General features: G+C 69.2%; 16 protein-coding genes and 1 pseudogene. 8 read left to right on the forward strand and 9 right to left on the reverse strand.

The window, feature by feature from the left end:
* Window positions 1-109: 109 nt before the first annotated feature.
* A complete protein-coding gene (locus MOX01_RS02300) occupies window positions 110-535 on the forward strand; it encodes a DUF2871 domain-containing protein (RefSeq protein ID WP_141368216.1) in 426 nt (141 codons plus the stop codon).
* Between the two features lie 17 nt (window positions 536-552).
* Here the strand turns inward: MOX01_RS02300 and cycA are convergent, their stop codons facing one another.
* Complete coding sequence (gene cycA / locus MOX01_RS02305) at window positions 553-2022, reverse strand: D-serine/D-alanine/glycine transporter (protein ID WP_113680369.1); 1470 nt, start codon at window positions 2020-2022, stop codon at window positions 553-555.
* Between the two features lie 155 nt (window positions 2023-2177).
* Between cycA and MOX01_RS02310 the strand changes: the two genes are divergently transcribed.
* Together MOX01_RS02310 and MOX01_RS02315 are read left to right on the forward strand one after the other, a co-directional pair.
* Window positions 2178-3650: an MATE family efflux transporter gene (locus tag MOX01_RS02310; protein WP_061015887.1), complete on the forward strand. Its 1473-nt coding sequence runs from the start codon at window positions 2178-2180 to the stop codon at window positions 3648-3650.
* 134 nt (window positions 3651-3784) lie between these two features.
* Complete coding sequence (locus MOX01_RS02315; protein ID WP_127012806.1) at window positions 3785-4207, forward strand: hypothetical protein; 423 nt, start codon at window positions 3785-3787, stop codon at window positions 4205-4207.
* A 4-nt stretch (window positions 4208-4211) separates the two neighbouring features.
* Here the strand turns inward: MOX01_RS02315 and MOX01_RS02320 are convergent, their stop codons facing one another.
* Together MOX01_RS02320 and MOX01_RS02325 are read right to left on the reverse strand one after the other, a co-directional pair.
* Window positions 4212-5921 (reverse strand): AMP-binding protein, encoded by a 1710-nt coding sequence (locus tag MOX01_RS02320; protein WP_141368217.1) that lies wholly within the window; start codon window positions 5919-5921, stop codon window positions 4212-4214.
* An 83-nt stretch (window positions 5922-6004) separates the two neighbouring features.
* The gene (locus MOX01_RS02325; protein WP_052748772.1) at window positions 6005-6472 is read right to left on the reverse strand and encodes an Lrp/AsnC family transcriptional regulator; all 468 of its coding nucleotides are present in this window, start codon (window positions 6470-6472) and stop codon (window positions 6005-6007) included.
* 112 nt (window positions 6473-6584) lie between these two features.
* Between MOX01_RS02325 and MOX01_RS02330 the strand changes: the two genes are divergently transcribed.
* Window positions 6585-7835, forward strand: coding sequence for a trans-sulfuration enzyme family protein (locus MOX01_RS02330; protein WP_141368218.1), 1251 nt, complete (start codon window positions 6585-6587; stop codon window positions 7833-7835).
* 54 nt (window positions 7836-7889) lie between these two features.
* Here the strand turns inward: MOX01_RS02330 and MOX01_RS02335 are convergent, their stop codons facing one another.
* Window positions 7890-8363, reverse strand: a complete 474-nt coding sequence (locus MOX01_RS02335) for an acyl-CoA thioesterase (RefSeq protein WP_046748603.1) — start codon at window positions 8361-8363, stop codon at window positions 7890-7892.
* Between the two features lie 215 nt (window positions 8364-8578).
* Between MOX01_RS02335 and MOX01_RS02340 the strand changes: the two genes are divergently transcribed.
* The 3 genes from MOX01_RS02340 (at window position 8579) to MOX01_RS02350 (ending at window position 11385) form a co-directional block, all read left to right on the forward strand.
* Window positions 8579-10006 (forward strand): hypothetical protein, encoded by a 1428-nt coding sequence (locus MOX01_RS02340; protein ID WP_170224090.1) that lies wholly within the window; start codon window positions 8579-8581, stop codon window positions 10004-10006.
* Between the two features lie 177 nt (window positions 10007-10183).
* Complete coding sequence (locus MOX01_RS02345; RefSeq protein WP_141368220.1) at window positions 10184-10798, forward strand: ClpP family protease; 615 nt, start codon at window positions 10184-10186, stop codon at window positions 10796-10798.
* On the forward strand, window positions 10795-11385 hold the full coding sequence (locus MOX01_RS02350; RefSeq protein ID WP_141368221.1) for a ClpP family protease: 591 nt from the start codon (window positions 10795-10797) through the stop codon (window positions 11383-11385). The genes MOX01_RS02345 and MOX01_RS02350 overlap by 4 nt, the downstream gene beginning before the upstream one ends.
* Window positions 11386-11510: 125 nt before the next feature.
* Here MOX01_RS02350 and MOX01_RS02355 read toward each other — a convergent pair whose 3' ends face one another.
* The 4 genes and pseudogenes from MOX01_RS02355 to MOX01_RS02370 form a co-directional block, all read right to left on the reverse strand.
* Window positions 11511-11840, reverse strand: a complete 330-nt coding sequence (locus MOX01_RS02355; protein WP_058632823.1) for a helix-turn-helix domain-containing protein — start codon at window positions 11838-11840, stop codon at window positions 11511-11513.
* Window positions 11841-11906: 66 nt separating this feature from the next.
* Window positions 11907-12823: pseudogene (locus MOX01_RS02360) on the reverse strand (helix-turn-helix transcriptional regulator).
* A 69-nt stretch (window positions 12824-12892) separates the two neighbouring features.
* The gene (locus MOX01_RS02365) at window positions 12893-13381 is read right to left on the reverse strand and encodes a MarR family winged helix-turn-helix transcriptional regulator (protein WP_141368222.1); all 489 of its coding nucleotides are present in this window, start codon (window positions 13379-13381) and stop codon (window positions 12893-12895) included.
* A 29-nt stretch (window positions 13382-13410) separates the two neighbouring features.
* Entirely contained in the window at window positions 13411-14070 is a 660-nt protein-coding gene (locus tag MOX01_RS02370) for a GTP cyclohydrolase II (protein WP_061016920.1), read from the reverse strand.
* Window positions 14071-14198: 128 nt separating this feature from the next.
* Between MOX01_RS02370 and MOX01_RS02375 the strand changes: the two genes are divergently transcribed.
* Complete coding sequence (locus MOX01_RS02375) at window positions 14199-15218, forward strand: zinc-dependent alcohol dehydrogenase family protein (RefSeq protein ID WP_141368223.1); 1020 nt, start codon at window positions 14199-14201, stop codon at window positions 15216-15218.
* Here the strand turns inward: MOX01_RS02375 and MOX01_RS02380 are convergent.
* On the reverse strand, window positions 15208-16131 hold the full coding sequence (locus tag MOX01_RS02380; RefSeq protein ID WP_170224092.1) for a DMT family transporter: 924 nt from the start codon (window positions 16129-16131) through the stop codon (window positions 15208-15210). The two genes, MOX01_RS02375 and MOX01_RS02380, sit on opposite strands and share 11 nt — an antisense overlap.
* Window positions 16132-16301: the final 170 nt, after the last annotated feature.

Here is a 16301-nt window from a genome sequence, read left to right on the forward strand (position 1 = left end):
GGCTGGGTCTTTCGCGCGGCTGCGCCCTGGACGGGCCCGTTCTCAACCGTTCGATGGATCCCCGGAACGGTCACCCCGGCGAGGCTGGGATCAGACCGAAAGGATTCCGATGCGCCGCCTCTTCTCCGCCGCGTTCGCCTACATGCTCGTGGGCGTCGCCTCCGGACTCTTCTACCGAGAGTTCACCAAGATCAACGACTTCCCCGAGGGCGAGTCGACGCAGCTCGGCCTGGTGCACACGCACCTGCTCGTGCACGGCTTCGTCGTCCTGCTGATCGTCCTGCTCCTCGAGAAAGCGTTCACGCTGTCCGAGAGCCGCCTGTTCGGCTGGTTCTTCTGGCTGTACAACGCGGGCCTCGTGCTCACGACGGCCACGATGATCTGGCACGGCAGCCTCACGGTGCTCGGCCAGGAGTCGAGCGGCATGATCGCCGGCATCGCAGGCCTCGGCCACATCCTCCTCAGCGCCGGCATGATCCTGCTGTTCCTCGCCCTCCGCAAGCGCCTGTTCGTCCCGAAGCCGGCCGTCGCCTGATTCGAAACGGGGAACCGTCAGTCCGCCTCCACCGAATCGTCGCGCAGGTGGGCGATGTGTGCCGCATGCCGCGCCAGGTGATTCGGCGAGCGTCGCACGAACAGCCACGCCACGAACAGCACCACGAACCAGATCGGTGTCACGAGCAGCGCGGTCAACGTATCGGGCTGGGTCGTGAGCGCCCACAGGATGAACACGAAGAACGCCAGCACGACGTAGACCATGGACACGCCGCCGGGCAGCCGGAACGTCGATGCGGCGACCTTGTCCTTGCGCGTGCGCCGGTACACGAGGTAGCTGCAGAGGAAGATCGTCCACACGAACATGAAGCACAGCGCCGAGACCGTGGTCACCATGTCGAAGGCCGTGCCGATGTCCTTGCCCGCATACAGCAGCACCACACCGGAGAGCAGCAGGATGCACGACAGGAACAGCGCGTTCTGCGGCACGCGGCGGCGGGAGAGGCGGGCGAACATGCGCGGGGCGTCGCCGTCCTGTGCGAGTCCGAACACCATGCGCGAGGTCGAGTAGATGCCGGAGTTGGCGCTCGACATGGCCGAGGTCAGCACCACGAGGTTCACGACGGTCGCGGCGATGCCCAGACCCGCGAGGGCGAACATCGCGATGAAGGGGCTCTCGCCTGCCACGTACTCGGTCCACGGGGTGACCGCCATCAGCACGATGAGCGCGCCCACGTAGAACAGCAGCACGCGGATCGGGATCGCGTTGATCGCCTTGGGGAGGTTGCGCTTCGGGTCCTTGGTCTCGGCCGCGGCGGTTCCCACGAGCTCGATGCCGACGAAGGCGAACACGGCGATCTGGAACCCGGCGACGAAGCCCATGAATCCGTGCGGGAACATGCCGCCCTTGTCCCACAGGTTCGAGAAGCTCGCGGTGCCGGCGTCGTGCTGGAACCCGGTGAAGATCATCACGAGTCCGGTCACGATGAGCGCGACGATCGCGACGATCTTGATCAGCGCGAACCAGAACTCCATCTCGCCGAACGCGGCGACGGTGGGCAGGTTCAGGGCGAGCAGGACCACGATCACGAGGATGCCGGGGATCCACAGCGGGATTCCGGGGATGAGTGCGTCCGTGTAACCGGCGATCGCGATCACGTCGGCGACTCCGGTGACCACCCAGCAGAACCAATAGGTCCAGCCGGTGAAGAACCCCGCCCACGGGCCGAGCAGATCGCTCGCGAAGTCGCTGAACGACTTGTACTTCAGGTTCGACAGCAGCAGCTCGCCCATCGCCCGCATCACGAAGAAGAGCATGAACCCGATGATCATGTAGACGAAGATCACGGATGGGCCCGCGACCGAGATGGTCTTGCCGCTGCCCATGAACAGTCCGGTGCCGATGGCGCCGCCGATCGCGAGCAGTTGGATGTGGCGGTTGCTCAGTGCGCGCCGCAGGTGCTGTTCCTCTCCGTCCGCGGCGACATCGCGCTCGCGTCCGGTTTCCCCCGTGTACTGCTCGGTCACTTTCTTCCTCCGGTCGTCGTCGACTGCGTCGATCCGAAGGTACCCGTCGACCGCGCGATGCTCGGAATCGAGATCCGCTATTCCGTCGCGCCGAATCGATTCGATAGGCTTGTCGCACCCCCGATCAACCCCCCAGTTCTGCGAGCCGCTCCTTCATGGCCACCTCTCTCACCACGGGCCGCCCGTGGCGCGTCATCCTTGCCTTCTCGATCCCGCTCCTCCTCGGCAACGTGGTGCAGCAGCTGTACCAGTTCGCCGATGCCATCGTCGTCGGTCGGCACCTCGGCGTCACCTCCCTCGCGGCGGTCGGCGCGACCGGCAGCCTGCTGTTCCTGCTGCTCGGGTTCGCCTGGGGACTGACGAGCGGTTTCGCGATCCCGATCGCCCAGGCCTTCGGCGCGAGGGATGACGCGGCCGTGCGCCGTTCGGTCGCGACCGGTGTTCTGCTGAGCGTCATCACGAGTGTGATCCTGACGATCGGAGCGCCCCTCCTCGCCGGTCCGATCCTCGCGCTGCTGCAGACGCCGCCCGAGTTGATGGCCGAGGCCACGATCTTCACCCAGATCAGCTTCCTCGGTGCGAGCGCGACGATGTTCTTCAACTACCTCTCCGCGATCATCCGTGCGATCGGAGATTCCAAGACCCCGCTGGTGTTCCTCACCGTGTCGTGCGCCCTGAACGTCGGGCTCGTCGTCCTGATGGTCGGGCCGCTGGAGTGGGGTGTGGGCGGAGCCGCACTCGCGACCGTGGTCGCCCAGGCGGTCTCGGTCGCCCTGTGCCTCGAGTTCGTGCGTCGTCGGCTGCCCATGCTCCACCTGCGCCGTGCGGACTGGCGGATCACCAGCGGTGACGTCGCTGAGCACCTGCGCCTCGGTCTGCCCATGGGATTCCAGGCGTCGATCATCGCGATCGGCACACTGACCGTACAGGTCGCGCTCAACACCCTGGGGGCGGATGCGGTCGCGGCCTACACGACCGGATCCCGCGTCGACAGTCTCGCGGTGGCCCTGCTGTCATCGCTCGGACTCGCTGTCTCGATGTACGCCGCGCAGAACCACGGGGGTCGGCGTCCCGACCGCATCCGTCGCGGTGTGGTCGAGGCGACCTGGATGGCCGTCGTCGCCGGCTTGGTACTCGGTGGACTGCTCATCGCCTTCGGTGCGCCGATGGTGCGTCTGTTCATCGGCGAGGGGTCGGACGACGTCGTCGACGAGGCGCATCGGATGCTCATCATCAACGGATGCGGGTACTGGGCGCTGGGCATGCTGTTCGTCCTGCGGGGAGCCCTGCAGGGACTCGGTCACACGCTCGTCCCCACGGTCACCGGCGTGATCGAGCTCGTGATGCGCGTGGGAGCGGCCATCGTGCTGGGCGCGTGGATCGGATTCGACGGAGTCGCCCTCAGCAACCCGCTCGCCTGGCTCGGCGCTATCGTCCTGCTCGTCCCCGCGTACGTCCGCGCGCACCGCGCCCTCGGTCGGCTGCCCATCGACCCGGCGGAGGCCACCGAGACCTCGGCCATCGCGATCGTCGGGCCGACCGACGGGTCGATGGTCGTGGACGCCGTGGTCACCCAGCCCGTCCGCGTCCTCCGCGCGCGCCGCCTGCGCTGGCCGCGCCGTCGCTGACGATCTCGTCGCTTTGTCCGCAGTGCACGGATATCCCTCTCCAGGATGATGCGGATCGCACTTGAGACGGATGCCCTCCCCGGGAGACACTTCTAATGTCGAATGAGTGGAGTAACCACTGACGGGGGGTCGTCATGACGACATTGAGAGTGGCCAGCGATCTGGCTGCGGTGATGGTGCCGATCGGTTACGTGGGTGCGGCGCTCGCCGCCATCTTCGCGATCGTCGCGGCGGTCGCCATCGTCCGGGGAGCCGGTGGGCTCGCCGGGGGCGCGGTGGGACTGTGGATCGTGGGAGCGCTGATGAGCTTCGCGGCGTCGTTCGCGCGCGACTGGACGCCGCTGATCCTGGCGGGCGGATCGCTCGTGGCGATGCTGATCGTCGGGAGCATCGTGCGTGCCATCGTCGACGCGGGCGGTGTCGGGCGCACCGACCGCACGGTCGAGGAGGCACTGCCGACCGCGATCCCGGCCTCGAAGGCTCCCCCCGCTCCGACGTCGAAGCCGGTGCTCACCAAGACCGGACCGGCGACGGCCTCGATCGCCATCGTCCGCTGAGCGCTCAGCGGTAGTCGCGGTCGCGGTGCTGTCCGCTCTCGTCGCCCGACTGCACCCGCTCCGCTTCGCGCGCCCTCAGCTCCACACGGCGGATCTTGCCCGAGATCGTCTTCGGCAGCTCGGGCACGAACTCGATGATCCGCACCCACAGATGCGATGACAGGCGCTCGTGCGCGTACGCGAAGATCGCACGCGCCGCCTCGGTCTCGGTGTTCGTGGAGTCCGGAGTAAGGCAGACGTAGGCCTTCGGCACGGCCAGGCGCGTGGGATCGGGGCTCGGGATCACGGCCGCCTCGACCACGAGCTCATGCTCGAGCAGCACCGACTCGAGCTCGAAGGGCGAGATCTTGTAGTCCGAGGCCTTGAACACGTCGTCGGAGCGACCCACGTAGGTGAGGTACCCCTCGTCGTCGCGCACGGCGATGTCGCCGGTGTGGTGGTAGCCGCCCGCCCGGGACTCCGCGGTCTTCTCAGGGTCGTCGTAGTACCCGGCCATGAGCCCGAGCGGCGGGTGCGCCAGGTCGAGCGCGATCTCGCCCTCTCCGTCGACGACCTCTCCTGTGACGGGGTCCAGCAGCACGACCGGGTACCCGGGCAGAGGTCGTCCCATGGACCCGACCTTGACGGTCTGCCCGGGGGAGTTCCCGATGCAGGCCGTCATCTCGGTCTGTCCGAAACCGTCGCGGATCGTTCCGCCCCAGGCTTCCCGCACCCTGTCGATGACTTCGGGGTTCAGGGGTTCTCCCGCGCCCACGAGCTCGCGTGGCGGGTGCGTCAGGCGGGCGAGGTCGGCCTGGATCAGCATGCGCCACACCGTCGGCGGCGCGCAGAAGGTCGACACGTGATGGGTGTCCATCACCTGCATGAGGGTGTTCGCGTCGAAGCGGGCGTAGTTGTAGACGAAGACGGTCGCCTCGGCGAGGAACGGCGAGTAGAAGCTCGACCAGGCATGCTTGGCCCACCCAGGCGACGAGATGTTCAGGTGCACGTCGTCGGGGCGCACGCCGAGCCACCACATGGTCGACAGGTGTCCGATCGGATACGAGGCGTGCGTGTGCTGCACGAGCTTGGGCCGGTTGGTGGTGCCGGAGGTGAAGTAGAGCAGTGCCGTGTCGGATGACGGGGTGGGGCCGTCGGGTTCGAAGCTCTTGGGCGCCGCTGCGGCGTCGTCGAAGGGCGCCCATCCGGACGGCAGGTCAGCGCCCACGCCGATGCGCAGGATGCCGGGGTCGATGCCGGTGAGGCGGTCGGCGAGCGTTCCGAGCGTGACGACAGCTCGTGCGCGCCCGTGATCGACGCGGTAGGCGAGATCCGCCGCGGACAGGAGCGTGGATGTCGGGATCGAGACGGCTCCGACCTTCGTGATCGCCAGCATCACCTCCCACAGCTCGATCGTGTTGTTCAGCATGACGATCACGTGGTCGCCGCGGCGGATGCCGATGCGGGTGAGCCAGGCGGCCACCTGGTCGGAGCGCGTCGAGAGCTCCCCGTAAGTCCAGGAGTGCAGGCTCAGATCGGCCTCCACGATCTGCACGGCCGGTCGGTCGGGTTTCTCGCCGGCGATGACGTCGAACCACTCGAGCGCGAAGTTGAACTCGTCGACCTCGGGCCAGACGAATCCCTCTCGCGCCGCGGCGTAGTCGGTCGCGTTCGTGAAGAGGAAGTCCCGCATCTCCCGGATGGTGTGCGTGGCGGCGGTGGCGCTGCGGCTCATGGTGCTCCCTTGCTCCTTGCTGGCGTGCACTCCATCCTGGCCCATGGGCCGGCGCCAGGAGAACGGTCAGCCAAGGAGAGCAGTCAGGGGGAGAGGACCCCCGGTCCGTCGCGGAGCTCGAAGACGAGCTGGGTCTCGGTGCCGCGGACGACGGGGTGGATCGTGATGTGCTCGAGCACGATGTCGCGCAGTGCCGTCGCGTCCTGCACGGCGACGTGCACCAGGAAGTCGTCGACACCGGCGACGTGGAACACCTGCAGGACACGAGGGATGCCGGCGAGCGCGTCGAAGAGCGCTGTGACCTTGGCTCCGGTGTGGTTGGCGAGGCGCACCTTGATGATCGCCTGCAGGGGGAACCCGAGAGCCGCCCCGTCGACGCGGATACGGGTGTCGCGGATCACACCGCGCTCGCGCAGTGCCCGCACCCGATGCGCGCACGTGGATTCGGCGAGACCGAGCCGATGCGCGAGCGCCTTGTTGGTGGTCTCGGCGTCGCGGGTCAGCACCGCGAGCAGCTCGAGGTCGATCTCGTCGAGTTGTGCTTTCGCCAACGTGAGGCCTCCTCGCCTGCGGGACATTGCACACAATAGCGTTCCGGTTCCTCGATTCGGTGTCCTCTGTCGAATTCCTGCGCTTCTGCCGTGATTCCGGCAACGTGGAGTCATGACTGCACCGCTGCATCCCGATACCGTCGCCGTCCACAGCGGGCGCTCCGATCTGGAGGGTCTCGGGGTGCATGCGCTGCCGATCGACCTGTCGACGACCAATCCGCTGCCCGACATCGAGCGCGGTGGCGACTCGTACGAGGCCATGGCGACGGGCGGTCGTCCTCCGGCCGACGGCAGCATGGTCTACGCGCGGCTGTGGAATCCGACGGTGGCTCGGTTCGAAGAGGCGCTCGCCGAGCTCGAGCACGCCGACGCCTCCGTGGCCTTCGCCTCTGGCATGGCCGCGATGACGGCGGTGATCCTCGCTCACACCGGAGCCACCGGCGCGCGGCACGTCGTCGCGGTGCGTCCGCTCTACGGCGGCACCGACCATCTGCTCGGCTCCGGGCTGCTCGGTGTCGAGACCACCTATTGCCACCCCGACGAAGTGGCGGCGGCCATGCGTCCCGACACCGGCCTGGTCGTGGTGGAGACGCCGGCGAATCCCACCCTCGACATCGCCGACATCGCCGACGTGGTGCGGCAGGCGGGCGCGGTCCCGGTCGTGGTCGACAACACGTTCGCGACCCCTGTGCTGCAGAACCCCATCGATCTGGGGGCCGCGATGTCACTGCACAGCGCCACGAAGTACCTCGGCGGCCACGGCGACGTGATCGCCGGCGTGGTCGCCTGCAGCGAGGAGACCGCGGAGGCGCTTCGCCGCGTGCGGGCCGTGACCGGCGGGCTGCTGCATCCGCTCGGTGCCTATCTGCTGCACCGCGGTCTCACCACGCTGCCGGTGCGGGTGCGGCACCAGCAGGAGAGCGCGCGTCGGATCGTGCAGTGGCTGAGCGACCGGCCCGAGGTGGCGGAGGTGTTCTATCCGGGACTCGACGGCGACCCGCGCGGCATCCTGCAGCGGCAGATGCGTGGCACCGGCGCGATGATCGCGATGCGGATGCGTGGCGGGTTCGCCGCGGCCTCCGCCGTCACGACGGCGACCGCATTGTTCACGCACGCGGTCTCGCTCGGCGGTGTGGATTCGCTGATCCAGCATCCGGCGGCGCTCACCCATCGGCCGGTGCCGCCGGAGGCCCGTCCGGCAGCCGACGTGCTGCGGTTGTCGATCGGGTTGGAGGACGTCGACGACCTGATCGCCGATCTCGCCCAGGCCTTTGCGGCCGTACCGGCCTTCGATGATGAAGCGCCGCTCACCGACCGGGTCACCTCCTCGCGCGACGCACACCGGGGGGCAGTGCGCGCCTGAGGGGGTGACTCAGCGCCCGCGAACCCGTCGGCTCGGCGCCGCATCGGCCGTGACTCACGGCGAGGGGAGGCGGATCGTCCCGGTCGCGAGGCGCTCCGTCGGCATCCGGTCGCGGTCGTAGGTGATCTCGTCGTACCCGTGCGGGGTCGGCACTCCGTCGTCGTCGAGGCTCACGAACACGATCTTGTCGATCGTGAGGATGCGCTTGCGCGTGATCATGTTCCTCGCCACCGCGCGCATGGTCAGCGACGTGGTGCCGAAATGCGTCGCCTGCAGGCCGATCTCGATCAGGTCGCCCTGCACGGCCGAGGCCTCGAAGTTGATCTCCGAGATGTGCTTGGTGACGGCGCGATAGTTGCCCAGCTGCACGATCGCGTAGATCGCCGCTTCCTCGTCTATCCACTTCAACAGACTCCCGCCGAACAGGGAGCCGTTCGCGTTCAGGTCCTCCGGGCGCACCCATTTGCGGGTGCGGAAGTTGAGTCCGTCCTCCGACCACTGCCACGCCGGTGCCTTCTTCTTCGCCATGCGCACGAGGCTAGGCGGCGCGTGAGTCGGAGATGTTACGGCCCGTTTTCGCGGAGGACACGGCCGTCGGCCACGTCCCTTTGTGCATACCTCACAAGAAACTCAGTGTCATGAGCGCTGGAACTTGGTTTCGAGCGGCAAATCCGTCACTCGCGCCTCGGCGCAGCCATACAGTCACCGGTGGCAACGACGCCACTGACCCCCGGGAGTCCTCGATGACGAGTACCACGCCCCATTCGCACGGAATCGGCATGCGCATCGCCGTCATCGTGCTCAGCCTGCTGCTGGCCGCCATGGTGGTCCTGTTCTTGGTGACCACCGGCAAGATCGCCGCCGGTGCCTCCGAACTCGCCGACGGCACGACATCGGCCAAGGACGGCTCGGCCGACCTGGCAGCCGGCGCTGCAGACCTCTCCACGGGCGCATCCCGCCTGGCCGAGGGCACCCAGGAGCTCGCAGCGGGAGCCGCCAGCGCGCAGGAAGGATCGCAGAAGCTGAGCGACGGTGCCACGACCGCAGCGACCGGCGCGACGACCCTGGCCGAGGGGGCGAACAGCCTCGCCGCCGGCGCATCGACCGCCGTGGTCGGTGCGGGCAAGGTCAGCGGAGGTGCGCAGACGGCGCTCGCCGGAGCGCAGGAACTCGCGACGAAGATGGCGCAGGCGGATGCCGGTGCGCAGACCCTCTCTTCCGGGATGTCCACCCTCGCCGCCGGTGTCAACGGCGCGCATGCGTATGCGAACGGCGTGCTCGTCGGCGCGACGCAGCTCAGCGACACCCTCGGAACCAAGGTGAACGCCGACGTGGTGGCTCTCGCGCAGCCGGGTGCGAAGACGCTTCTCCAGGGCGTCGCGGCCACGGCGCCCGGCCACTCGCAGCAGCTCGCCGACGCCCTCGCGGGGATGCTCGCCGCCGACCCGGAGAACCCGCAGCTGAAGGCTCTCGCCGCTCTCGCCGCCGGAGTCGACCAGGAGGTCGATGCGATGGCTCCCGTCGCGGCCAAGGGCTCCGACCTCGCGCAGGGACTCGTCGCGGCCGCTGCCGGATCGGCTCAGGTGACGGGTGGCGTGAATGCGCTCATCAGCGGTGACGCCGCCCGCCAGTGGCCAGGCACCGCAGCACTCGTCGCTCCCCAGGGCGTGCCCGCTCTGGTCGCCGGCGCCCAGGCTCTGCACTCCGGCACGACGCAGCTCTCGGCAGGCGCATCGAGGCTCGCCGCGGGCCTGCAGACCCTCTCGACCGGGGCATCCGCCCTCTACTCGGGAACGGCGAACCTCAGCGCAGGCGCGACTCGCCTGAACGACGGCGCGACGACGCTCGCCACCGGCGTCGGGACGCTGCAGACCGGCGCGGGCGACCTGAACGTCGGGATCGAGAAGCTCTCCGCGGGCGCCACCACCGTCGCGAACGGCTCGGGCGAGCTCGCGGCCGGCGGCGACAAGCTCGAGGCCGGTGCTGCCGACCTCGCCGCGGGCAACGGCCTGATCGCGGACGGGTCCGGCACGCTCGCCACCGCGACGGCCGGGGCTGCCCCGTCCATGACGCCGTGGGGCCTCGGTATCGCCCTCGCCGGGCTGATCGCGATCGGCTTCTGGGTCGGTCACCGCGTCTCCCATCGACGCGCGCTGGCCCTGGCGGTCTGACTCCCCGACCCCGCCCGGCCCCACCCCGCCCGGCCCCACCCCGCCCGGCCCCACCCCCGCCCCGCCCGGCCCACCCCAGCGCCCTGAGCGGATGTCTCCCACCGGCATCCGCTCAGGGCAGAGCCGCTCAGGGCGGATTCGCGCCGTCCGCGATGTGCTGCGGCCGATGCTGGGGGCATGAGCGAAGACAACCCCATCCCGCAGTTCGGTCCCGAAGCCCGGCGCGCGCTGTTCCACGAGCGGGTGCTCGTGCTCGACGGCGCCCTCGACGACGACAACGGCACGCTGCTGATGACGCAGCTGCTCGCGCTGTCGGTAGAGGACCCCACGGCAGACATCGCCTTGTGGATCCACTCGCCGGGCGGGTCCGTGCCCTCGATGCTCGCGATCCGCGACATCATGCGGCTGATCCCCAACGACGTCGCGACCCTGGCTCTCGGTCTCGCGTGCAGCGCCGGGCAGTTCCTGCTCTCCGCCGGCACCCCGGGCAAACGCCGGGCGCTTCCGCACGCTCGGATCCTCATGCATCAGGGGTCCGCGGGCATCGGCGGCTCCGCGGGAGAGCTCGAGACGCAGGCCGACGACCTGCGGCACATGCGCGACACCGTGCTCGGACTGATCGCCGACGACACCGGTCAGCCGGTCACGCGCATCTTCGAGGACTCGCTGCACGACCGCTGGTACACCGCGACGCAGGCGCAGGACTACGGCTTCATCGACGGGATCGTGGCCTCGATCGGCGAAGTGATGCCGCGACGACGCGCGCGCGTCGGTCTGGGGGTGGACGCATGAGCACCTACTCGATCCCCAACGTCATCGCGCAGCATCCCCGAGGCGAGCGCATCATGGACGTGTACTCGCATCTGCTCGCGGAGCGCGTCATCTACCTCGGCACCGGCATCGATGCGGGGGTCGCGAACGCCCTCATCGCGCAGCTGCTGCACCTCGACGCGGACAGCCCGGAATCCGGCATCCAGTTCTACATCAACAGCGAGGGCGGCGATCCAGGGGCCGCGCTGGCGATCTACGACACCATGCAGCACATCCGTCCGCGCGTCGCGACGACCTGCGTCGGCCAGGCCATCGGCCCCGCGGCGCTCCTGGTCGCTGCAGGAGACGTGGGGGAGCGGGCGGCCCTCGCCCACGCGCGCATCGTTCTGCATCAGCCCGCAGGGCAGTCGCGCGGTGCGATCCCCGACCTCATCCTCGCCGCCGACGAAGTGGTGCGGGTGCGTTCCGACATGGAGGAGATCCTGGCCAGGCACAGCGGTCGCACGGTCGCCGAACTCCGAGCCGACACAGACCGTGATCGGGTGTTCACGGCACCCGCCGCGCTCGACTACGGACTGATCGACACCGTGCTCGGCGCGCGGAGCTGAGGCGGCGTCCGGGCTGCCGGACGGATGCATGAGCGACGGGCGCCTGCATGACCGACGCGGGACCTGTGGTCATGCATCCGTCCGCCGCTCATGCAGATGACGGGTCAGCGACCACGGGTTCGGGGTCAGGCGGCGAGGGCGAACGCGCCACGCGAGGGGGCCGTCGATCGCAGACTGTCGGCCACGTCGCTGGTGAGCTCGATCAGAGTCGTGTCGAGCGCACCGGCGATCGCGGCGATCATCTCGCTCGACGGCTCCTTCAACCCGCGTTCCACCTCGGAGAGGTACTGCGGCGAGACGCCGGCCTTCTCGGCGGTCTCGGTGAGCGTCTCCTCGCGGTCGTGGCGTCGACGACGCAGCTGGTCGCCGAGGAGGTGACGCCACAGCGGCTCGGGGCCGTTCGACTTCGGGCGGTCGGAGCGAGGAGTGTGCGGGAACGAGATCAGGTCGGCCATGCCTCACGATAGGCCGGGGTGTCCGGACGGTTCGAGCGGTTCTGCTCAGAGCAGAACAGCGGGTGCTCAGGCGTCCGCGTGATCAGGGGCGGAGTCCGTGGAAGCCGAGGAGCCGGCGCCTTCGGTCGAGGGGGATGCGGCGGCATCCGTCGCCGCCCAGCTCGCGAGCATCCTCAACTTGTCGGCCGATGCCGTCCCTGGCTCCGCGGTGTAGGTCGAGAGGTGCAGCCCGGGATCGGCCGGGAGTTCGAAGGCCTCGTAGGAGAGCTCGATCTCCCCGACCACGGGATGCGCGATGCGCTTGACCCCGGTGCGGTGGAAGCGCACGTTGTGGGCGGCCCACAGCGTGCGAAACCGCTCGCTCCGCGTCGAGAGCTCGCCCACCAGGTCGGTGAGCTTCCGGTCGAACGGGTTGCGTCCGGCCTCCCCGCGCATCGCGGCCACGAGCTCCTGCGTGTTCCGATCCCACTCGGGGTAGAACTCCTTCGCGGTCCGATCGAGGAAGGCGAAGCGCGCGCTGTTCGGCTGCGGCTGCGCGAACACGGGCGCGTAGAGGGCGCGGCCCAGGGCGTTCGCCGCCAGGTAGTCGAAGTAGTTGTTGCGCACGATCGCCGGAGCTTCGGTCATGGCGTCGAGGAGGCGCAGGATGCTCGGACGCAGCTCTGTCGTCTTCTTCCGTGGTGCGCGGGCGACCGGCGAGGTGTTCGCGGCGCGGGCGAGGTCGAACAGGTGCGCGGTCTCGGCCTCATCCAGCTGGAGCGCACGGACAGCGCATCGAGCACGCTGTCCGATGCCCCGGACAGGTCTCCGCGTTCGAGACGCGTGTAGTAGTCGACGCTGACCCCCGCGAGCAGCGAGACCTCCTCGCGGCGCAGTCCGGGAACGCGGCGGTTGCCGCCGAACGCCGGGAGTCCGGCCTGATCGGGGGTGATGCGTGCGCGCCTCGTGGAGAGGAACTCGCGCACCTCGCTGCGGGTGTCCATGCATCCGACGCTACGCGCTCGACGACCGGACAGGGAGGTACTGGCGGTACCGGTGACCCGGGCCGTACGTCAGAGGGCCGCGGTCACGCCGGGGAGCAGCTTTCCGAGGATCGCCCCCAGCTGGTCGCGTTCCTCGCCGGTGAGGGGGTCGAGCACGAGTTCCCGCACCTGCTCGACGTGCACGGGGGCCGCCGTGCGGAGCATCTCCCGCCCGGCCGGTGTCAGCGTGGCCGAAAGGGTGCGCTTGTCGGAGCCGCAGGAGGTGCGCTCGACCCAGCCGCGCTCCTCGAGCGAGTCCAGCGCGTGACTCAGGCGCGAGCGGCTGAGGCCGGCGATGCGGGCGAGCTCGGTCATGGTCACGGCGCTCTCACCCCGGCCGGCCAGGGCGATGAGGATGGCGTAGCGGGCGTGGTTGAGACCGACCTCTTCCTTCAGCGTGCGGTCGAGCACCTGAGGGAGCAGCTGCACGAAGCGGATGACCGGCAGCCAGGTATCCATCTCGGTGTCGTCGAGCCGACGCGGATTCTGCTCCGCCGTCCCGTCCGCCTCCGAGGTCATGGTGCCGTCCCGTGCTGTCGCGCCTGCCGTCATGCCGCGGACAGGTCGAGGGTGTGCGCCGTGTGGTCGCGCTTGGCCTGCAGGTAGCGGGAGTTCGACTCCGACAGGTGCACCTGGGTGGGTACACGGTCGGTCACACGGACCCCGAGGGCTTCGAGCTGCACCGCCTTGTCGGGGTTGTTGCTCAGCAGGCGGATGCCGTCGACGCCGAGCGCGTGCAGCATCTGCGCCGCCACCGTGTAGTCGCGCTCGTCCTCACCCCGGCCCAGGGCGACGTTCGCCTCGTACGTGTCGAGGCCGGCATCCTGCAGGGCGTACGCGTCGAGCTTGGCGTACAGGCCGATGCCGCGCCCCTCCTGGCGCAGGTAGAGCAGGAAGCCGCCCTCCTCCGCGATGCGCTCCACGGCCTCGCGCAGCTGAGGGCCGCAGTCACAGCGTTCCGACCCGAACACGTCGCCCGTCAGGCACTCGCTGTGCGGGCGCACGAGCGGGGCCTCGCCGCCGTCCTCCGCGCGATCGATCGCCGCCCGCCAGTCGCCCAGCCCGAGCAGCAGGTGCTCGCGGCCGTCGGCCAGCCCGTCGAAGGTGACCACGTCGGCGGTCGTGGAGAAGCCGTCGCCGAATCGCAGCGGGACGCGGACGCGGGTGCGTTCCGTCGCGACCGGAGCGACGGTTGAACTTTCAATCATGCCGGGTGCAACGCGGCCTGCTGCGGAGTATTCCCCGTGGAGCGGATTCCGAGGGGTTCCCTCAGTACCTCCCATCCGCCGTGGAATCGGAGTTGACTGGGGGTCACGCGACAGAAGGAGCATCACGAATGCGCGGAGTAGTCATGCACGCCCCAGGCGACGTCCGGGTCGAGGACAGGGAGAAGCCCACCATCACGCGGCCGACCGATGCCGTGATCCGTATCGCCGCGACCTGCATCTGCGGGTCCGACCTCTGGTCGTATCGCGGTGCGAACCCCGTGGACCACGATCCGATGGGACACGAGTACGTCGGCGTGGTCGAGGCCATCGGTGACGAGGTGCAGACGCTGGAGGTCGGCGACTTCGTGGTCGGCTCTTTCATGGCATCAGACAACACGTGCGAGATCTGCCGAGCGGGATACCAGTCCCGGTGCGTGCACGTCGTCCCGATGGGCAGGTACGGCACGCAGGCCGAGTACGCGCTCATCCCGCACGCCGACGGCACCCTGGTCGTCACTCCAGGACAGCCGGACGCCGACCTCATCCCGTCTCTGCTCGCCGCATCCGACGTCCTGGGAACCGGATGGTTCGCCGCGGTCGCCGCCGAGGTGGGGCCGGGCAAGACCGTCGCGGTCGTCGGCGACGGCGCGGTGGGTCTGCTGGGCGTCCTGGCCGCACGCGAGCTCGGCGCGGAGCGCATCATCGCGATGAGTCGCCATGCCGATCGGCAGGCTCTGGCGCGCGAGTTCGGTGCCACCGACATCGTCGAGGAGCGGGGGGACGAGGGGGTCGCCCGCATCAAGGAGCTCACGGACGGACTCGGCGCGCACTCCGTGATCGAGGCGGTCGGCACGCAGGAGTCGATGATGCAGGCGATCCGCTCCACCCGTCCCGGCGGCCACGTCGGCTACGTCGGTGTCTCCCACGATGTCGCCCTCCCCGGCGAAGAGCTCTTCTTCTCCGGAGTGCATCTGCACGGCGGCCCTGCTCCCGTGCGGCGCTTCCTCCCCGAGCTCATCCAGCTGATCTGGGACCGGAAGATCGATCCGGGCAAGGTGTTCGACCTCACGCTGCCGCTCGAGGACGCGGCGGAGGGCTACCGCGCCATGGACGAGCGACGCGCCACGAAGGTGCTGCTCACGGTGTGACGTGCGGAGGCGTGGGCTCCTGCGGGCGTCGTCGCTGTCGCTGTCGCACGAGCTTCACCTCGCTCGCGAGGATCCCGAGCACGACGAGTGCGCCGCCGATGAGCGCGGTCGCGGGCAGGCGCTCGCCGGCGAGGCGTCCGATGACCCCCGCCCACACCGGCTCTCCCGCGTAGATGATGGTCGCGCGCGTGGGGGAGACCGACTTCTGCGCCCAGTTCATCGTCAGCTGGATCAGACAGCTCGCCGCCCCCAGTCCCACCGCGCAGCCGACCCAGATCCAGGAGAAATCGGGAACCCCCTCACCGACCACCGGCATGGTGAGCAGTCCCAGCAGGCCGGCCGTGAGCAGCTGCACGATCGTGATGCGTCCGAGGTCGATCCTCCCGGCGAACAGGCTGATCAGGATGATCTCGGCTGCGATCGGCAGGGTGCTGATCATGGTCGCGATCTCACCGGTGCCGAGCGTCAGGGCGAAGGCATCCGGACCCGCAATGAACAGCAGCCCCACGAACGCCAGTCCCGCACCCGCGAACGCCATGGCCGGGGGACGCTTGCGGAACACGGCCCACTGGGCCAGCGGCACCATCGGCACGTACATCGCGGTGATGAACGCCGAGGTGCTGCTGTCGATGGTCTGCAACCCCAGCGTCTGCAGGCCGTAGCCGAGGTAGATCATGACGCCGATCGCGATGCCGGCGCCGATGTCGCGCCAGCGGATGCCGCGCAGAGCGCGTCGGAAGATCACGACGCTGATGAGCCCGGCGATGAGGAAGCGGATGCCGACGAAGAACCATGGCCCGGAGTGCTCCATGGCCCAGTGCACGAGCAGGAAGGTGCCGCCCCAGACCGCGGTGATCGCGATGAGCGCGGCTTCCTGGGGGCGCAGACGCATCCACCGGAGACGAGAGGGCATCGTTGCCCCTTTCTCGACGTTGCCGGATAGAGCCTAACGGGCCGCAGTCGTCGTTCGAATCGCGCGGATGGTGCCGAACAGCCGTCGGATCGAGTCAGTTGCGCGATGCGAAAGTGACGGGAGAAGACGGCCGGGCGCCGATGCCGCTGCGGACTCGGTAGCCTCGCAGC

This window comes from Microbacterium oxydans (assembly GCF_006540085.1).
Taxonomy (GTDB): domain Bacteria; phylum Actinomycetota; class Actinomycetes; order Actinomycetales; family Microbacteriaceae; genus Microbacterium; species Microbacterium oxydans.